The organism is Endozoicomonas sp. OPT23, assembly GCF_009653635.1.
In the GTDB taxonomy this organism is placed as follows: domain Bacteria; phylum Pseudomonadota; class Gammaproteobacteria; order Pseudomonadales; family Endozoicomonadaceae; genus Endozoicomonas_A.
On record NZ_PPFD01000007.1, the window covers coordinates 424,322 to 442,208 of the forward strand.

Annotated in this window: 17 protein-coding genes; 6 read left to right on the top strand and 11 right to left on the bottom strand. The window is 47.1% G+C overall.

Annotated features, from left to right (window positions below; genetic code table 11):
• Nucleotides 1-16: 16 nt before the first annotated feature.
• From EOPP23_RS18725 to EOPP23_RS18755, 7 genes are all read right to left on the bottom strand, one after another.
• Entirely contained in the window at nt 17-259 is a 243-nt protein-coding gene (locus EOPP23_RS18725) for a YdcH family protein (protein ID WP_153767514.1), read from the bottom strand.
• Between the two features lie 153 nt (nt 260-412).
• Complete coding sequence (locus EOPP23_RS18730; protein ID WP_153767515.1) at nt 413-772, bottom strand: VOC family protein; 360 nt, start codon at nt 770-772, stop codon at nt 413-415.
• 113 nt (nt 773-885) lie between these two features.
• Nucleotides 886-1,527, bottom strand: a complete 642-nt coding sequence (locus tag EOPP23_RS18735) for a response regulator transcription factor (RefSeq protein WP_153767516.1) — start codon at nt 1,525-1,527, stop codon at nt 886-888.
• A 2-nt stretch (nt 1,528-1,529) separates the two neighbouring features.
• Complete coding sequence (locus EOPP23_RS18740) at nt 1,530-2,885, bottom strand: cache domain-containing protein (protein WP_370514824.1); 1,356 nt, start codon at nt 2,883-2,885, stop codon at nt 1,530-1,532.
• A gap of 133 nt (nt 2,886-3,018) precedes the next feature.
• Nucleotides 3,019-4,311 (bottom strand): TRAP transporter large permease subunit, encoded by a 1,293-nt coding sequence (locus EOPP23_RS18745; protein ID WP_153767517.1) that lies wholly within the window; start codon nt 4,309-4,311, stop codon nt 3,019-3,021.
• Between the two features lie 18 nt (nt 4,312-4,329).
• Complete coding sequence (locus EOPP23_RS18750) at nt 4,330-4,866, bottom strand: TRAP transporter small permease subunit (protein ID WP_194842676.1); 537 nt, start codon at nt 4,864-4,866, stop codon at nt 4,330-4,332.
• Nucleotides 4,867-4,950: 84 nt separating this feature from the next.
• The gene (locus EOPP23_RS18755; protein ID WP_153767519.1) at nt 4,951-6,027 is read right to left on the bottom strand and encodes a TRAP transporter substrate-binding protein; all 1,077 of its coding nucleotides are present in this window, start codon (nt 6,025-6,027) and stop codon (nt 4,951-4,953) included.
• Between the two features lie 288 nt (nt 6,028-6,315).
• On the opposite strand from EOPP23_RS18755, the gene EOPP23_RS18760 reads away from it, so the two are divergent.
• The gene (locus tag EOPP23_RS18760) at nt 6,316-9,549 is read left to right on the top strand and encodes a hypothetical protein (RefSeq protein WP_153767520.1); all 3,234 of its coding nucleotides are present in this window, start codon (nt 6,316-6,318) and stop codon (nt 9,547-9,549) included.
• Here the strand turns inward: EOPP23_RS18760 and EOPP23_RS18765 are convergent.
• Entirely contained in the window at nt 9,546-10,142 is a 597-nt protein-coding gene (locus tag EOPP23_RS18765) for a hypothetical protein (protein WP_153767521.1), read from the bottom strand. The genes EOPP23_RS18760 and EOPP23_RS18765 overlap by 4 nt on opposite strands.
• Nucleotides 10,143-10,305: 163 nt before the next feature.
• Here EOPP23_RS18765 and recJ point away from each other — a divergent pair, with 163 nt between their 5' ends.
• The gene (gene recJ, locus EOPP23_RS18770; protein WP_153767522.1) at nt 10,306-12,030 is read left to right on the top strand and encodes a single-stranded-DNA-specific exonuclease RecJ; all 1,725 of its coding nucleotides are present in this window, start codon (nt 10,306-10,308) and stop codon (nt 12,028-12,030) included.
• Between the two features lie 67 nt (nt 12,031-12,097).
• Nucleotides 12,098-12,706 carry a paraquat-inducible protein A gene (locus EOPP23_RS18775; protein WP_153767523.1) on the top strand — a complete coding sequence of 203 codons (609 nt, stop codon included), beginning with the start codon at nt 12,098-12,100 and terminating at the stop codon, nt 12,704-12,706.
• Between the two features lie 161 nt (nt 12,707-12,867).
• Here the strand turns inward: EOPP23_RS18775 and EOPP23_RS18780 are convergent, their stop codons facing one another.
• Nucleotides 12,868-13,260 carry a DUF2721 domain-containing protein gene (locus tag EOPP23_RS18780; protein WP_153767524.1) on the bottom strand — a complete coding sequence of 131 codons (393 nt, stop codon included), beginning with the start codon at nt 13,258-13,260 and terminating at the stop codon, nt 12,868-12,870.
• Nucleotides 13,261-13,318: 58 nt separating this feature from the next.
• The gene (dinB, locus tag EOPP23_RS18785; protein ID WP_370514825.1) at nt 13,319-14,419 is read right to left on the bottom strand and encodes a DNA polymerase IV; all 1,101 of its coding nucleotides are present in this window, start codon (nt 14,417-14,419) and stop codon (nt 13,319-13,321) included.
• Nucleotides 14,420-14,834: 415 nt separating this feature from the next.
• On the opposite strand from dinB, the gene EOPP23_RS18790 reads away from it, so the two are divergent.
• Together EOPP23_RS18790 and EOPP23_RS18795 are read left to right on the top strand one after the other, a co-directional pair.
• Nucleotides 14,835-15,446: a lysophospholipid acyltransferase family protein gene (locus EOPP23_RS18790; protein WP_153767525.1), complete on the top strand. Its 612-nt coding sequence runs from the start codon at nt 14,835-14,837 to the stop codon at nt 15,444-15,446.
• A gap of 46 nt (nt 15,447-15,492) precedes the next feature.
• Nucleotides 15,493-16,152, top strand: a complete 660-nt coding sequence (locus EOPP23_RS18795; protein WP_153767526.1) for a response regulator transcription factor — start codon at nt 15,493-15,495, stop codon at nt 16,150-16,152.
• 159 nt (nt 16,153-16,311) lie between these two features.
• Here EOPP23_RS18795 and EOPP23_RS18800 read toward each other — a convergent pair whose 3' ends face one another.
• Complete coding sequence (locus EOPP23_RS18800; protein WP_370514826.1) at nt 16,312-16,848, bottom strand: cysteine hydrolase family protein; 537 nt, start codon at nt 16,846-16,848, stop codon at nt 16,312-16,314.
• Between the two features lie 100 nt (nt 16,849-16,948).
• Here EOPP23_RS18800 and EOPP23_RS18805 point away from each other — a divergent pair, with 100 nt between their 5' ends.
• Nucleotides 16,949-17,884: a GlxA family transcriptional regulator gene (locus EOPP23_RS18805; RefSeq protein WP_153767527.1), complete on the top strand. Its 936-nt coding sequence runs from the start codon at nt 16,949-16,951 to the stop codon at nt 17,882-17,884.
• Nucleotides 17,885-17,887: the final 3 nt, after the last annotated feature.

The following is a 17,887-nucleotide window of genomic DNA, read 5'->3' on the forward strand; positions in this document are numbered from 1 at the left end:
TATTCATACCTTTACTTCAGCTGACAGATTGCAACATGCGGTGCAGCTCATCTTTAAGACGTACCCTGCGCAGCTTATATTCTTCTTCTACATGGCTGGTTACCGGGGTGACTTCGCTTTCCATGTTTTCAATATCGCGAGTCAGGTCGTGATAGGCATCAAACAGACGACGGAAATGACGGTCGTTGATTTTCAGGTCGTGAATCTGGTCTTTGTACTGTGGTAATTCGTGCAGCAAATCATGGTGTTCAGTCAGCATAGTAGCGGCTCTCCGTTCGTTGTTGTTTTAATTTCCTGTACTCAGATTACAACACTGCCTAGCCGCAACCATGATCTATATCAGTACTCGCTGACTTACTCATCAAACTCTTTTTCAGTAGCTGCAACTCACAGCCTCTTTATTATTCTTCTTTCAAACAATGGCCTTTGACCAGACTGCCAGTTCATTGCCACCCGGCTCGACAAAGTGAAAACGACAACCGCCGGGAAAATCAAATATACCCCGAACAACTTCACCGCCCGCTTCCTGCACTTTCTTTTCAGTCGCCTTGATATCTTCACTGTAAAAGACCAGCAAAGCGCCCCCTGCTTCAGCACGCATAACCTGTTCTGATGCAAAGAACCCTCCGTCTAGTCCATAACCTGAAAATGCAGAATAGTCGGGACCATAATCAACAAAGTCCCAACCGAAGGCTTTAACAAAAAAACGTTTGCTGGCAACAAGATCCCGGGTAGCAAATTCTACATAGTTGAGCTTCTCGTGTTTATTCATCACTCACTCCGACAAGGTATTACTGGTTAACAATCAATAGAAACAAATATCAATAGGAACACTCGTCAATACTGACCGTGATGCCAGATAATGTAAAAGCTGCTTTATTACTATTACCCCTCAACCAAACCATTATCCAGTGCATAACGAATCAGGCCGGCCGATGTCGTAATCTCAAGCTTCTTTTTAATGTTCTGTTTATGCGCTTCAACGGTTCGAACGGAAAGATCCAGTCGCCGGGCAATATCTTTGTTGCACAGACCTTCAGCAATCAGTTTTAATACGGTTTCTTCCCGCTTGCTGATTTTGACAGCCGCCTCTTCCTGCTGTTGTCCCATCTGTGAAAACAGAATACTGGAGGCCCCGGAACTGAAATAGGTGCCACGTTTATGCACCGTTTGAATCGCCAGCACCAGCTCTTCTGCAGCAACATCTTTCAGCACATAGCCTGACACGCCAGACTGTACCATTTTCATGATGTATTCACGGTCTTCGTGCATGGACAGAATCAACACCCGAACATCCGGCTGCTGCTGTTTAAAGAGTTCAGCCGCTTCCAGTCCATTCATGACCGGCATGGAAATGTCCATCATGACCACGTCCGGTTTTATTTCACTGGCAAGGTTTAACGCTTCCTGGCCATTACTAACGTCGCCGACAATCCTGATTCCGTCTTCACCATCAAGGCTGGCTCTCAGCCCTTCACGAACCATCGGATGGTCGTCAGCCAGCAGTACTCGTATCTCATTCATCATTACTATTCACTTGTCAGAGCCAGGTTCAGTACAGTACGAATTCTTGTACCCGTCATTGAGCTGGTATAAAGATCAAAACTACCACCCAATAATTCAGCCCGTTCCCTCATATTGGATAACCCAATTCCTTTTGAGTCGATCAGTTCATCAAAACCCACACCATCATCATGCAGCTCAAGGTAAACATGATTGCGGTCCTGCCAGAGCTTCAATGAAACCGTGGCGGCACCCGCATGTTTCTCAATATTCGTCAGAGCTTCCTGAACAATTCGGTACAGGGTGATTTCGATGGTATCCGGCAGATGGTAATCAGGCAGACGGATATCCGACTTAACCTGAACATCACTCCGTTCGGTAAGTTCGGTCATCAAGGTATCCAGAGCAGCTCTCAAGCCCAGATCGTCGAGCAATATCGGTCTCAGATCGTGAGAAACACGACGCACCTCTTGTATTGCCATATCCAGCATCTCGGCCGCTTTCCCCAGATGCTCTTTGGCCAGCGGTTCGTTATTCCACTTTTTATGAACCAGATTAATTCTCAGTTTAATCGATACCATGAGTTGATTAATGCCGTCGTGCAACTCTCTGGCAAACTGTCGCCTTTGTGTCACTTGCACTTGCAGAGAGCGGTGAGCCATCTCCTGAAGCCTTCGCTCAGACTGGTTGCTTTCATGCACGTTAATGGCCAGGCCAATTAGAATAATGATGATAATGGTGCCTGAAAGAATCATCAGCACGGTAAAGAAGGTGCCACGAATATTCTGATTCACTTCCTTACGAATTTTTTCGACTTCTTCCGTAACATCATCAAGATAAAGGCCGGTACCAATCATCCAGTTAAAGTGAGGGATATTCATCACATAACTGAGCTTGTCTTCCTGATCACGAACCGAGGGTTTCACCCATTTATACCGACTAAAACCACCACCTTCAGCAGCTTTTTCCAATAAATCCTTGATCAGAGGTGTACCGTCACTGTCAGTAATATCCATCAAATTCTGACCGACCAGCTCCGGCTGTGGCGGGTGGACTACATTGACACCGTCCTGTCGATAAGCAAAAAAGTAGCCGTCGGTGTCATAGCGAAGATTATGAAGAATGGTTTTTACTTTCTCTTCAACCTTTTCCTCACTGACACCATGACTCAACCCTGCAATACTGTGTTCGATAGCATGATTGGCAAGGCTCACATAGTCTTTAAGCTGCTGTCGTTTCGAGGCAATCAGATTTTCTTCAAAGGTTTTGATTTCCTGTTCGAACAGATCATGAGCCTGTTTCTGGGTAATCCAGGTAATGGCTGCAGTGGTTAAGATCAGTGGCAAGAGAGCGAGAAGCAGTATCTTGATTTTCAGGCTCACGACGACGTCCTGTGAGTAATCAGCATCCGTGAAATGTGAATATAATGGTACATCGATTTATCCCCTGTGTCTCAACGCAAAAAAAGCGGCGCCAGTTAAACTGAGGCCGCTTTTTTATAACTAACCGGTAAGCTTACCCAGTCAACCCGTAAAACTCAGGGAACAGCAGGATAGAAATCACTACACCTACCTGCATGATAATAAACGGTATCACACCCTTATAAATATCCACCGTTTTAATACCTGGTGGTGCCACCCCTTTCAGATAGAAGAGACTGAAACCAAAGGGTGGCGTCAGGAACGAGGTTTGCAGGTTCATGGCAATCAGAATGGCGAACCAGACTGGCGCGATGCCCAGAGCTTCAGCAACCGGCGCCAGAATCGGCACGATGATAAAACTGATTTCCACGAAATCGATAAAGAAACCCAGAATCAGAATCGCCAGCATGGAGAGCAACAGGAAGCCCATCTGGCCACCCGGCAGGTCAGAGAGAATTTCTTCAACAATGTAGTCGCCACCAGTATAGGTAAAGGCCATAGAGAATGCTGTTGCACCCAACAGGATGGCAAATACCATTGAGGTAACTTTTACCGTTTCCTGAGCGGACTCAAACACCATCTTCCAGCTGAACTGCTTGTAGATGACTGCCAGAAACAGTGCACCAATACCACCCAAAGCAGACGACTCAGTTGGTGTAGCAACACCGGCAAAAATGGAACCCAATACAATCAGAATCAGGGCCAGCGGTGGGATGATCGCTTTCAGAGCAACGATATATTGCTCTTTTCTGCTGGAGACGTCGTCGTCCATTGGCAGCGCTGGCGCCGCTTCAGGCTTGAGAAAGCTGTAAACCAGAATGTAGACTATGTAGATACCTATCAGAATGAAGCCAGGACCTACCGCTGCCTGGAACAGATCGCCTACCGGAATACCCAGTACATCACCGAGAATAATCAGGATAATGGACGGGGGAATAATCTGCCCCAGAGTACCGGACGCACAAATAGTGCCGCAGGCCAGAGACTTGTCGTAATTGTACTTCATCATTACCGGCAGGGAAATCAAACCCATTGCCACAACAGAAGCACCTACTACACCAGTGGACGCAGCCAGCAGCGCGCCTACCAATACGGTAGATATCGCCAGACCACCACGAACACCACCAAACAACTTCGCCATGGATTCCAGCAGCTGCTCTGCCAGACGGGTCTTCTGCAGAACAATACCCATAAAGATAAACAGTGGCACCGCCATCAGCACCACGTTTTCCATGATGCTTTGAATACGGAAGGGCATAAAGGCGAACATGTCCGGACCTTCAGCAAAAACACCGAAGATCAACGCCACACCGCCAAAAATAAAGGCCACCGGAAAGCCGATTAACAGCATCACCAGGGCCACAAAAAACATTACTATACCGATCATGTCGTCAGTCTCCCTGGTTTAGTGTTGAGGTGGCGTGTAATGGACATCGTTATGATGACCACGAAGAACATTGATGCTGCGCAGCATCATGCCAAGACCGCTGATTCCCAGTGAAAAGAAGGTAAAGGGAATAACTGCTTTAATAATCCAGCGATTGGTCAAACCACCCGGGTCACCGGATATTTCTCCCAGCTCCCACGCTTCACGGGCAAAACCAACGCCGTAATAGCCCACCAGCAGCACAAAAGGCAGCAGCAGAAAGACAGAACCAAACAGGTCAATCAGTGCTTTATTTTTCATCGACAGACGTTCGTAGATCAGGTCTACACGAACATGACCGTCTGTTCTTAAAGTGTATGGAACCCCGAGCATGAACATGGCGGCAAACAGATGCCATTCCAGCTCCTGCATGGCAATGGATACGTCGTTAAATACGTAGCGGGCCACTACATCGTAAAAAACATTGAACAGCAGCAGCACAAAAAGAAACGCGGCTATTCGGCCCAGCAAATCGGAAAACCGATGAATGGTGTTTTCCAGCTGCACTAAAAACATCAGCTCACCTCTCGGGGGGACAAAAAAATCTGGAATTAAGCTGAAGCCCTTTCGGGCCTCAGCAACAGGAAGGTAACGCTGTGTTTACTCTGCAGACAGGCTGTTCAGGTAAGCCTTATCAGAGATATCGGTCCAGGCGCGGGCTTTACCCAGATACTCAGCTTGAGAGTCCAGGATTTCCTTAGCCAGTGGATCAGCAGCAGACTTCTCAGCCAGCAGCTCATCGTTAGCGGTGCGCATGGCAGACACTACGTCGGTAGGGAAGGACTTGATCTTGATGTTTGGATATTCAGTCAGGATCTTTTCCAGATTAACTGCAGACTCATGGTAAGACTGGATGTACATGTCGTACGCCGCTGTACGCATGGAAACACGTAGGATTTCCTGCAGGTCTTTTGGCAAACGGTTCCAGCTACGCTTGTTGATCAGGAACTGCAGCTCAGTCGCTGGCTCGTGCCAACCTGTGTAGTAGAAAGGCGCGATCTTGTGGAAGCCCATACGCAGATCAAGAGAAGGACCTACCCATTCCAGTGCATCGATAGTGCGACGCTCCAGAGCTGTGTACAGTTCGCCCGCAGGAATGTTGGTTGGCTTGGCGCCCAGCTTGGCCATAACTTCACCGGCAAAGCCTGGTACACGCATCTTCAGGCCTTTCAGGTCGTCCAGAGATTTGATCTCTTTCTGGAACCAGCCGCCCATCTGGTTACCGGTGTTACCACCCGGGAAACTCATCAGGTTGAACTTGCCGTATACCTTGTTCATCAGTTCCATACCACCGCCGTGATAGAACCAACCGTACTGTTCAGGTGCTGTCATACCGAATGGCATGGTGGTGAAGTACAGAGTGTTAGGTACCTTACCTTTCCAGTAGTAAGAAGCAGAGTGGCCCATGTCATATTGACCTGCGCGCACCATGTCAAAGATACCCAGAGGCGCCTTGTGTTTGTTCTTGGAATCGATAGTGATCTTCAAGCGACCATTGGACATTTCCTCAGCCATCTTAGCCATGTTACGAGGAGCGTCACCAAAGATAGGGAAGTTGGTTGGCCAGGTTTCAGCCATTTTCAGGCGATACACTTTTTCAGCAGCCTGGGCAGAACCTGCCATCATGGCGACACAGGCGGATGCTGCTACCAGAGTTTTAGTCAGTTTCGAGATCATTATTATTGTTCTCACACAACGTCATTTTTGTTTATAGCTGTTTCGCCATGACTGCGAGGTACCAGCCTAAGGCGTTCAATACATTTCCCTGTACATCTCAGGGTTGTACAGTGCGGAACAAATAATGACATCTGGAACAATAGTTCTCTATTCGGGCTCCTGCGGCTTAGTACTCAAATATTACCTAGTACTTTTTACGTAAAAACACCTAAAACCACTCTCCTGCTTGACCTGCTCTATTCTGGCTATCATTAAAACAAGTAAGGACATTAAAGGGATATCCGTCACATGGATAGCGTGACACCGCCCCCCTCACCAAAACCACCATCAAGACTCCAACCAGAGTCTGCTGAAAAGCCGTTAATAAAGAAACAAATTCCTGTCGCCCCCACGAATACAGGTTATGGAGTAAAGATTTCCGAGAAGGACGTTACTCTGTCTACACAAGCAGTATCAGAAACATCGAGCCAGGCTGTATTGTCAGAGAGTTTTCTTATACATGCCCATAAACTGACAGAAAAATACTACCTTAAGCCCTTTCCCAACTGTGTCGAACAACCCTATCAGGTGTCCAGACCCGTTCACGGCGTGCAACATGCTACTCGAGGGGCTTTCCATGTTCTTCATCTACTGGCACTGCACAAGGAGTGGGGAAACCCTCATGCCAGAAGCCTGACTGCTTCAGACATCAGAAACCTGATAATTGCCTTCATTCTTCATGACTCTGGCCGTGAGGGAGACGCGGAAGATAAGCCGGAATGGGAAGCTCAAAGTGCACTGAACTGTTTCAATGAACTTATGGCCATGGGGGTTGATGAAACAACCGCATTAATGCTGTCTGATTGCATCGTGATGAAGGATTCCCCAGATGAATTCAAACAATACTGGGGGGAGAAGGCGGATTTCTTCCGCTGCCTGATTCATGATGCGGATACCCTGGAGGTTATTCGGGCACGAAGGCACTTCGACCTTAACTTCCTCGAAATCTATCAGGCGCACCAAACCGATACTGAGAAAAGCGACTTTCTTGTCGATCATGCGGGCAAGGTTTGCGATGCGATATCCGCACAGGGTGATCAGAGGAGTGATTGCATAATTCCTGACCCAAAATCCAGCACTCCAGCAGAGATTCATCCGATCAAATACGACACAGGAAGAAAACTATCTTTTGAGAAGTCACCAAACTGCCTTCAGGCACAATTTGAGTTTTTTGCCAGACACAAGCCGCAACTCTATCAACAATCTGGCATTACCAAGTTATCAGCTCCGGACACACAAACAGTACCTCCTGATCATCTGACGCTTGACCTTCCCCCAGCTCAACACAGCCACCGCTACACTGACCAGGCTACTTCATTATTCAAGAATAATGGCATAGCCGCCCGGAGAGCAAAGCCTGAAGATCATGATATGTATTTTTCTAATCGTCGTAAGTCAGTATTTCAGTCACCTCCCACAAGTGAAAGACGGCCAGTCATTTGTTTGAATGAAAATACTGTCATCTCATATCCTGACAGAAGCAGATCTACACTCTATTTCTTTGATCCCGATTTGCTCACTCCCTGGGCGGTTTACAAACGAAGAGCAATGACTGATGACTTTATTAAGCCCAGCAATCAATGGCGATCACCTCATTTAGAACATCAAAATAAAACACTTCCGTACAATGAAAGAGTCCTTGAAGACTTGGCTGATACCAGGAAAACGCCCCATAAAGAAAATGAATCGAAAGCTTACCCAATTAAAAGACTTGTCGGTTTTAATCAGGTATTTGAGAAAATAGATGAGCAGGCTCAGCGAAGCTGCAGTCTTGATGTTACAGAAAAAACATCAGGCAGCTGGAAGTCTGACAAACACAGTAAGGGCAAAGTAAAAAGCCACCATAGACTCTCAGCTGGTTATGCTGCCAACCACTCTGAAGTAGTCTGTGAAAGCATCGAACCAGATACTATTAGAGGGATTGTTCATATTTCTCATAACAAGAACAATCTCAAAAGCCTAGGTTCTGATCTGGCCGAACTAAAACAGCTGAAAGAAAATATGAAACGATGGGGAGCCTCTGGAGCCAGCGAGGATTTTCAACCAGTATTACTGGTTCACTCTATCGAAAGCCAGACCCTGCTTGACGCGGGGACCTTTGAAGAAGTCGCTCCGGTACAGTGGCGCGCTCTGCATCCTGAAAAAATCAAAACCTTATGGGAGTACTATATCACCGCTTTTGAGCAGAGCAGTTTTCAGATAAATCAGAGCAAGAACGAAACCTCAGCAACCGAACTGTTAGCCAAAAAAATCCAGTTACTGCCCGTCAAGGATCGTATTGAGCTATTACGGCGAAATTATGCTGAGCAACAGAAAACGAATGGTCTCGACCTGATCACGCTCTATCTTGAGATGGTCAATCGTCCTGCTCATATAGCAGACCCGGATGATCAGGAAAGTACAATACAGGCTATGACTCTTCGGTATGGTTTCACCTCCAGATCGAAGAAAGATATCGAAACCTGTTTTATGCTGTTTCCTTCGGAGCATACAGATGCCGCAAAAAAGATTATTCCTGCCAGCCATACGGTCATTACATCTGAGGCTCTTATGGAAATAATGCCAGCGTCTATTTGCCAGATCAGTGAACAGGAGAGAAAACTGCTCTCATACGCTCAATTACTGGTAGGGCTGCTTGGACCAGAAAAAGCATCTGAAGAGTTCAGCAAACTATTTGGCAAGGAGTCTCCTGTTTCTGCAAATATCAGTGCAGGCTCATTCGAAAAAGTTCATACGGCTTTACAGGCTTTATACGACCAGCAGCAACCAATAACTGGTGACGCAGTTACATTCAGACAGGTTCTGGACGTCAGCCGTAAAATCACCCATATCCCTGAGTCAACTCATATCAGCCAATCTTTCCCTGATAAAAAAGAGATTGAGGCTTGGGGTATTCCTCAATCGTGGTTGTCTTCACCGGGGTTTTCGGAACGTTTTCATCATCTCTGTAATGGTCTCGTTGACCTTATGGAAACCACAGGAGGCGCCCATTTCTTTGATGATCGCACCGAGCAGTTTCAACGCTTCGACCTCAGGCACAAGCTTGGCTCACTGGCACTGGTTAAACAGGCTGACGGCGAATTCGAGAGCTCCATGCTGAATACATTGAGAAGAATGGAATTCAAATGTTCTCCCTGCTGCTGGAAAAGAATGAAGGAACAAATTGATCAGAATGCCGTCAGAGATCTGGTTAAGCAAACCGGGCACCCTACAGACAACACGGGCTCTTTATCTGGATGCGAACTCCCCTACGATATGCCTCTGGCAGATCGACTCTCTACCCAACACCACTCTGTTCAAACAACACTTCAAGACTGGTTTTCTTATGTAGAAGCTCACGGTACTCCCGGCTATGTAGGCAGTATCGAGCTAAAAGATAGAGATAGACCTGAAGTCGTACAATATGTACAGGAGTGGGAAGGCAGACACATTCCTTCGGATATTCTGGAAAATTATCCATCTACTGATAACAACGAAACCTAATCAGGAGCCTTCCCTTCCCGAACCTGCAATAGCTTGCCTATGCTCACAGAAAGACGTATATCATCCGGCCGGGCTGAATGTGCATAAGCTTTGACAGAGTCAAGATTCCTGCCCACCAGATATTTAGTGAAGTCATCCTGTGCTGCTACACCTGAATCCTGCTCGAGCCAGTGAAACAGTGGGTCATCACTCAACTCTGATGGACCTTTATGCTCAAACATCGGAAAACTGAGCTTATATCTCTTTCGGCAATCTTCCAGAAAATGCTGTTTATCTGCATAGAGTTGTGGCCTGAACTGGTTACTGACCAGACCAATCACAACAAAACCACGATCACGATAGCGTTGATAGAGTTTCTGCAAACCAACAAACTGATTTTTCCCTTTACAATCCATCGGCACATTGACGATCAATAGAACCTGCCCTTTAAAGCTGTTTTTAATGTCTACGACAGTGCCGGTTCTTATGTTCTCCGCTGAATAATTCGGCATGGTGCCAGCCAGTGATGGCCGAGCGCTATCAGGTAGAGCAAGTAAAGTAATGGCACAGAACAGAACCGCAAAACAGGCCTTCGGGCTGAACTCTCTGTTCATTATGTTACCCTGTTTAATACCAGATCACCTTGAATCATACGTCATTAGCCCGCCGCTGGCGGGCTAATGACAGCTAGATACTCGATTACGTGTGTCCACACACTGTATCAACCTGATAACCATAGTCTGATATTTACTTTCTGTTGCCGGAATTTTATTGAGAATGTCTACCCGAATACTTCGTCGTCCAGTTAATCCTGAATACCTGCAACAACTGCCTGAGTTTCATCCCCTGCTGGCACGTATATACAGCGGCCGTGGCGTCTCACATTCAGAAGAAATCAGCAGGCAACTGAAAGGTCTGCATTCGTATCACTCCCTGAAAGATATTGATAAAGCAGCCTCGGTTCTGGCGGATGCTGTCACGAGTAATAAACAGATTCTTATTGTCGGCGACTTTGACTGCGACGGCGCCACCAGCAGCGCTCTCGGTGTTCTGGCATTACGGGGCATGGGAGGCAGAGCAGACTACCTGGTACCAAATCGTTTTGAATACGGCTATGGCCTGACACCGGAAATCGTCGAAGTTGCCGAACAGTACCAGCCGGAAGTACTGGTCACCGTTGATAACGGTATCTCCAGTATTGAAGGTGTCGCTGCGGCTAAAAGCCGTGGCTGGCAGGTTGTGGTCACCGACCATCACCTGGCTGGCAGAGAAACACCCGTTGCCGACGCCATCGTTAATCCTAACCAGCATGGCTGTCCGTTCACCGGCAAAAACACGGCAGGTGTCGGCATTATTTTCTATGTGATGTGCGCCCTGAGAACCGAGCTTAAAAACCGAGGCTGGTTTGAAAACCATCAGGCGTTTAACCCGTTCAACCTGCTGGATCTGGTTGCTCTCGGCACCATTGCTGATGTTGTCAGTCTCGACGCCAACAACCGTATTCTGGCCTGGCAAGGACTTGCCCGAATCAAGGCAGGACACTGTCGACCCGGCATTCAGGCTCTGATTGAGATCTCCAATCGTAACCAGCAGCAACTGACATCAACTGACCTGGGATTTGCTCTTGGGCCTCGACTAAACGCTGCTGGTCGTCTGGACGACATGTCCACAGGCATTGAACTACTACTGACCAACAATCTTGACCAGGCCCGTGAGCTGGCCTCCGAGCTGGATGGTCTCAATCGTGACCGCAAAGAGATCGAGTCAGGCATGCAGCAGGAAGCTCTTAAGCTGCTGGCAACTCTGGAGCTGGATAAGGAGAAAGAACAACCCTGGGGTGTCAGCCTGTTTCAGGAAGGTTGGCATCAAGGCGTGATTGGCATTCTGGCATCACGTATCAAGGAAAAGCTTAACCGCCCGGTGATCGCTTTTGCAGATGCTGATAATGACGAACTGAAAGGCTCCGCCCGTTCCATCAAAGGCCTGCATATGCGGGATGCTCTGGACTCCGTTGCCCGCGAAAACCCCGGCGTTATTCTCAAGTTTGGTGGTCACGCCATGGCAGCAGGACTCAGTATAAAGAAACAGGATTTCGAACGGTTCCAGCAGGCTTTTGATCGTGAGGTAAGAAACCAGCTGAAGCCTGAGCAACTGGAAGCCGAGTTGCACACCGATGGCGAGCTGAAAGTGTCTGACCTCAGTATGGACACCGCAGCACTGCTTCGTGATGCAGGCCCATGGGGACAAAATTTCCCTGAGCCGACATTCGACGGCACCTTTCAGGTATTGCAACAACGACTGGTTGGCCAGAAGCATCTGAAGCTGGTTTTAAAAGTACCTTCTTCCGAGTTTTATCTGGACGCTATTGCTTTCAATATTGATACCGCTGTCTGGCCAGACCTTTCAATTCAGAAAATTCATACTGTTTATAAACTGGATATCAACGAGTTCAGGGGCCAGCATAGCCTGCAGCTGATGATTGATTATCTGGAACCCGCCTGATCTCTATTAGCCGTCAGGCGCTTTATCTTCTAACCTGTAAGCCAGTCCAACAATAAATGATAAAATCATGGAACAAACAAGACAGGCTTCCAGGCTCCCTTACCTGCTCGCTTTAGTGATTTCACTGGCCCTGCTGATACCTGGCATCAGTCAGCCTCTTATGACCTTTGAAGCAGGCATTCAGAGACAAGCTCTGATCTCTGAAGGTAAAAAACTGCTCAACGAACAAAGCATTCACCCAACCATTATGTCGATGGCCAATCAATTTCTGGATGGTGTAAAGGTCGACGGTGAGTATCCCGCTTACAAGAAGACTCGCAGTATTATTGGCACAGCCAGCGATTTATGGAACTTTGGTTTCAAGCTGGTTGCGGTCCTTATTCTGACCTTCAGCGTTGTGGTTCCCTTAATCAAAACCCTGTTGCTAGGGTTTGCCTGCCATCCAGCCTCTAATGAGAAAGCATTAAAGGTCAATGCACTGCTCGGTAAATGGTCAATGGCTGATGTGTTTGCCATGGGCGTTTTTATCGCCATGCTGGCAGCCAATGGCTCAAGTCAGGGCAGTGCATTAATCAGCTTTCATGCGGAGTTGCATGCAGGATTTTACTGGTTTCTGGCTTACTGTCTGGTTTCAAGTCTGGCAGGACAGTATCTATTAAAAAACAGGATCGTTTAGATAAAATAAGTATGTAGCCAAACGTAATCGAATATTAGATTGTCCTTTCCCCACCCCCGGCGGGGAAAGGACTTATTATTGCAAAGATCAGGGGGGGTACGCCCTTTGAGGGCGATCAGCGGAGAGGGAAAAACAAACTCTGAGCCAGAGTTCGGATTGAACTAATCTTCCAACTCCCGAACCTGAAGCTCCAGCGCATCAATCGATATCTTGATCTCTGCCAGGCAAATCACCAGAGAAATCAGCAAGGTGACCAGACTGATGCCAAAAATAACCACGGCCCATTCCACCAGATGCAGGTGCAGCAAAAACATCACAACAACACAGGTAATAAAGCTGACAATACCGGCACCCTGCATATGCTTGATCAGCTCCATGCGCCGACGCAAGCTGGCGATCTGCTCTTTAATAATCGGGTTATCGGGAAACTGCTTATGCTCGGACACCAGGTTTCGAATCAACGAAGCCAATGCCAGAAATTTATTGGTATAGGAGAGAAACAACAGGGAAATGGCCGGAAACAACAGCGCCGGAGTCGTCAGCGTCAGCTCCATAAGTTTTTAAATTAACCTTTAAAAGAGAGGGTTGAAGAAGCGGATTAAAAACCAGAGTCTACAACCTTCCCCGGCGCCGTTCAAAGAGTTCCAACTGCTTCATATGCCCGGAAACCCGCAAGTCCAAAAGTCGAACACCAATACCCAAAAGGCGTACAGGTTTGCCCCCTCGCTCCCATGCTTTCACAAACATTTCACGGTAATGATCTTCCGGTTTCTGATCTTCCCGCTCGATCATTTCTTCCAGCGTCGTTTGAGTAAAATCTGCAAACTTCACCTTAACGAAGCGTTTGGTGGCAGAGTATTCGTTACTGATTTTTTGATAGCGGCTGCTCAGATCATCCAGCAGAGGTCGAACCTGAGACATTATGGCCTGCTGATCGGTTAAGTCATGGTCGTAGGTATGTTCAACAGAAAGAGACTTACGGCGACGGTCCACCTCAAGGGAGCGATCATCAATGCCCCGAGCCAATTCCCAGAGTCGTTCACCAAAACTGCCAAACCAGCGACTGAGTTCCAGCCTTGAATATTGTCTCAACATCCCGCAGGTGACTATGCCTTTACTGTGCATCTTTTCTGCGGTGACCTTGCCCACCCCGTGCAGATTTTCCACAGGTAACTCGAATACAAAGTTTTCAACGTCTGCCGGAGGAATAACACAGATGCCATTGGGCTTGTTCCAGTCAGAAGCCACCTTGGCCAGAAACTTGTTGGGAGCAACACCGACAGAAACAGTTATACCGACTTCATCCTTGACTGCCTGCATAATTTCTTTCGCCATTAGCGTACCGCTGCCACGGCAACGCTCAACACCTGAAACATCCAGATAGGCTTCATCAAGCGATAATGGCTCAATAATATCGGTGTAACGCTGAAAAATAGTATGTAACTGTCGTGAGGCTTCTTTGTAGGCATCAAAACGGGCGGGCAAAATCAGCAACTCAGGGCATTCTCTCAAAGCACGGTATGATGCCATAGCAGAACGAACACCTGCTTTTCTGGCTTCATAGCTGCAGGTAGCAATCACACCTCTACGCTCAGCTTTACCACCCACCGCAAAGGCTTTGCCCTGTAATGAAGGATCATCACGCTCTTCCACTGAACAATAGAAAGCGTCTGCATCAACATGGAGAATTTTTCTGGGAGTCTTTTCTGTCACGATAAACGATCAGACGTAAGTTCTTGTGAGGATATTTTAGCGATTTAGCGGTTTCAATAGCAATAGAACACTGTATATAAAAACAGTTATTAATAAATTTCATCATTTTGTTGTTTTTATGATCTCGGTTACTCACCAGATATTTCCCCTGAAACGAGGTTATTTTCAGAATTTTCCTCCTGACTGAAAAAAAATCAAGGACGCTTGTTTTAAAAACAGTTCAGGAAACAGTTCGCCTGAGAGTAAAAACTCAACTTTCAAGATCGAATATTCACGTATTCCCTATTTTTTAAGAAAGGCGTCAAATCCGCCTCCGCTCACCTCGGAGACTTTACAACAAGCTCCCAGAGCAGGGGCTGACTCCAACAATAACGCCGAGTCAGCAGCTCCGAAGCAAAGATACAAGGCATTGGCTATGCGTTTAACGGTGTTCAATACACCGGTGATCAGCCAGCTACTGGCCCTTCTGGCCAAGCTTGCATTATTGATCTCCGGCTGGACGGTTGAAGGTAGTAAACCTCGTGTTCCGAGATATATTCTTGTCGCAGCACCCCACACCAGCAACTGGGACTTTTTCTTAGGTCTGGCGGTTGGTTTGAGCAAAGGCATACGCTGTCACTGGTTAGGTAAAAACAGTCTTTTTTGGGGACCTCTAGGCCCCATCATGCGCTGGCTGGGCGGCATTCCAGTGGATCGCACCAAAAGAAACAGTCTGGTCGATCAAACCGTCTGTTGCTTCAAAGGCAATCGTGAGCTGGGGCTGGTGATTTGTCCGGAAGGCACCCGCAGTTGCGGTGACCGCTGGCGTACAGGCTTTTATCATATCGCCAAAGGCGCGGATATTCCGATAGTACTGGCGTATATGGATTTCGGTAAGAAAAAAGCCGGCTTTGGCCCTATTATCAAACCCGGAAACAACATGGAAAAAGATCTGGCAGAAATTCAGGCGTTCTATGAAAACATTCAGGGAAAAGTCCCTCACTGTTTTAGTCCAGTATTTTCCCGTAAAAAAACCTCTTCCGTATAGGGGTATTTCCTTTACAGTCGTACGACAGCGTGGCAATCTTTGAAAGATGGAACAGAAGATTATCATCGCAGACGATCATCCTCTTTTCAGAGCGGCACTTCAGGCAGCTCTGAGACAGGGACTTCAAAATCCGGAAATTCACGAAGCCGGATCTATTGCCGCACTCCAGAATCTGCTGGAGCAAATTCCGTCACCGGATCTTATCCTCCTTGATCTTCATATGCCTGGTGCACATGGACTATCCGGGCTGATTTTCCTTCGAGGGCAGTACCCTGAAGTACCTGTAGTTGTCGTTTCCGCCATGGAAGACACTCAGGTCATTCAAAAAGCCATGCAGCATGGCGCTAACGGTTTTATTCCCAAGTCTTCCCCTCTCGATGTTCTCAAGGATGCTGTCGTACAGGTGCTTGATGGCGAGAACTGGCTGCCTGAAGGCGTGTCCGATATGGGTGACCTGCAGGCCAACAGCGACATCGAACAGAAGCTAGCGTCATTGACACCACAACAGTTCCGGGTTCTGGGAATGATCAGCGAAGGCCTTCTAAACAAACAGATCGCCTACGAGCTGGAAGTTTCCGAAGCCACAATCAAGGCTCATGTGACCGCCATCTTCAAAAAAATGAGCGTTCGCAATCGTACTCAAGCGGTCATTGCGCTGAAAGAGCTGGAAATCGAAGCACCCAGCAACCATCCTCCCGCTCTCTGAGAGCCTTTGGCTCATATTCAGCAACCAATACCAAATCTGGACTGGTACTGTTTCAAATACTTAACCAGTCCAGCTTCGATACTTTATGAGAGTACAACTTCAATCGTACTCTCATCAGTTCCTTTACGACTCACTGCACCGAATCAAGGTCACATGCGCTTATGAGAATGCGTTTTCAATAGTTCTCATTTCAATATCAAGAACCTGCATAGAGTCTACAGCCAGTGCATGAGCAATGGGGTCGATAGTACAGCAGCACTCCTCAATCACCTTTGGGTTGTACTTTGCTGCTGCCGGAGAGAGAGCTGTATGGGTCACACAATTGTGCGTCATCATGCCGGTCAACAGAATCTCTTCTACTTCCATATCTTGCAAGAGTTCTTCAAGGTTGGTTTTTTCAAAACAGTCAGCATGGCGTTTAACCACAACTGGAGAGTCTGGTGATGCTGCCATAATGTCTTTATGGATTTCAGCACCTTTCGAGTTGTCATAAAAAAACAGCCCTTCACCAAGCTCTGGCGATACGAGATGCTGGATATGAATGACAGGAATATTCTTTTCATTCGCAAGCGCAATGGCTTCCAGATTTTTCTCTGCGGTTAACTCTGTTTGATAGAGAGGGTATTTTCCTTCTGAAAAATAATCATTTTGAATGTCTATTACGATGAGCGCTTGCTTAGCCATAAATACTTCCACTGAGTGTGTCGTTTTGATGCAGTGATTATGCTTACTTTTAGCCTTCACTAAGAGAGTCTAAAATGACACTTTAAGAGGCAAATACGACAAAGAAATCAAAATGAAAGAAGTAGAAACTGTGGTCATTAACTACCCAACTGCCAGCTTATCAGCGGTATACGGCGTTGATGAAACAATGAGCCTTGCCAACACTATTTGCCAGAAGCTGAACGTTGCGGTTAGATTCGCAGTCACTATCATTACGCTGGAAAGTCTCGAGGCAGGTGAACACGCTGATGTTGTCGTGTTACCCCCTTGCAACAGCGGTGACTTCTATTCTCAGACAAACGTCAAACTGAACCAGTACCTTTCAAGAATGCAGCACCAGGGTGCAGTGCTTACTTCTGCCTGTGTCGGTGCATTTATCCTGGCAAGGTGTGGTTTTCTGGACAATAAGTCCTGTACAACTCACTGGCGACTGAGCGAATCATTTCAAGCAGCCTTTCCCAAAGTAAAACTTAATGACAACGCCATCATTGTAAACGAAGGAAGTATCATTACCGCAGGTGGCCGTATGGCGTGGCTGGACCTGGCTTTCGAAATTATCTCAGTATTCTCCTCACCCACTATTGCGCAACAACTATCCAAGGAAATGGTGATTGATATTGGCTTTCGTGAGCAGCGGTTTTACCATCAATTCACGCCAAAACTAAATCATGGAGACGAGCTGATTCTGAAAGTTCAACGCTATTTAGACGAACACCACACTCAATCGCTCTCAATAAAAGCCATCGCAGACAGCTATTGTGTGAGTCCTCGAACCCTGCAAAGGCGATTTTCAAAAGTAACCGGTTTAACCCTTATCCATTACCTGCAAAAGTTACGCCTGCATAATGCCTGCCAGTTAATTGAACTGACTAAAAAGGGTATTTCTGAAATAGCTTATGCTGTGGGCTACCAGGATATCAGTGCTTTCAGAAAAATATTCCTGCGAGAATTCGGCATTACTCCTACCGAATTCAGAAGACGTTTCAGTACTGCACTGGTTGCCAGGTAGTTT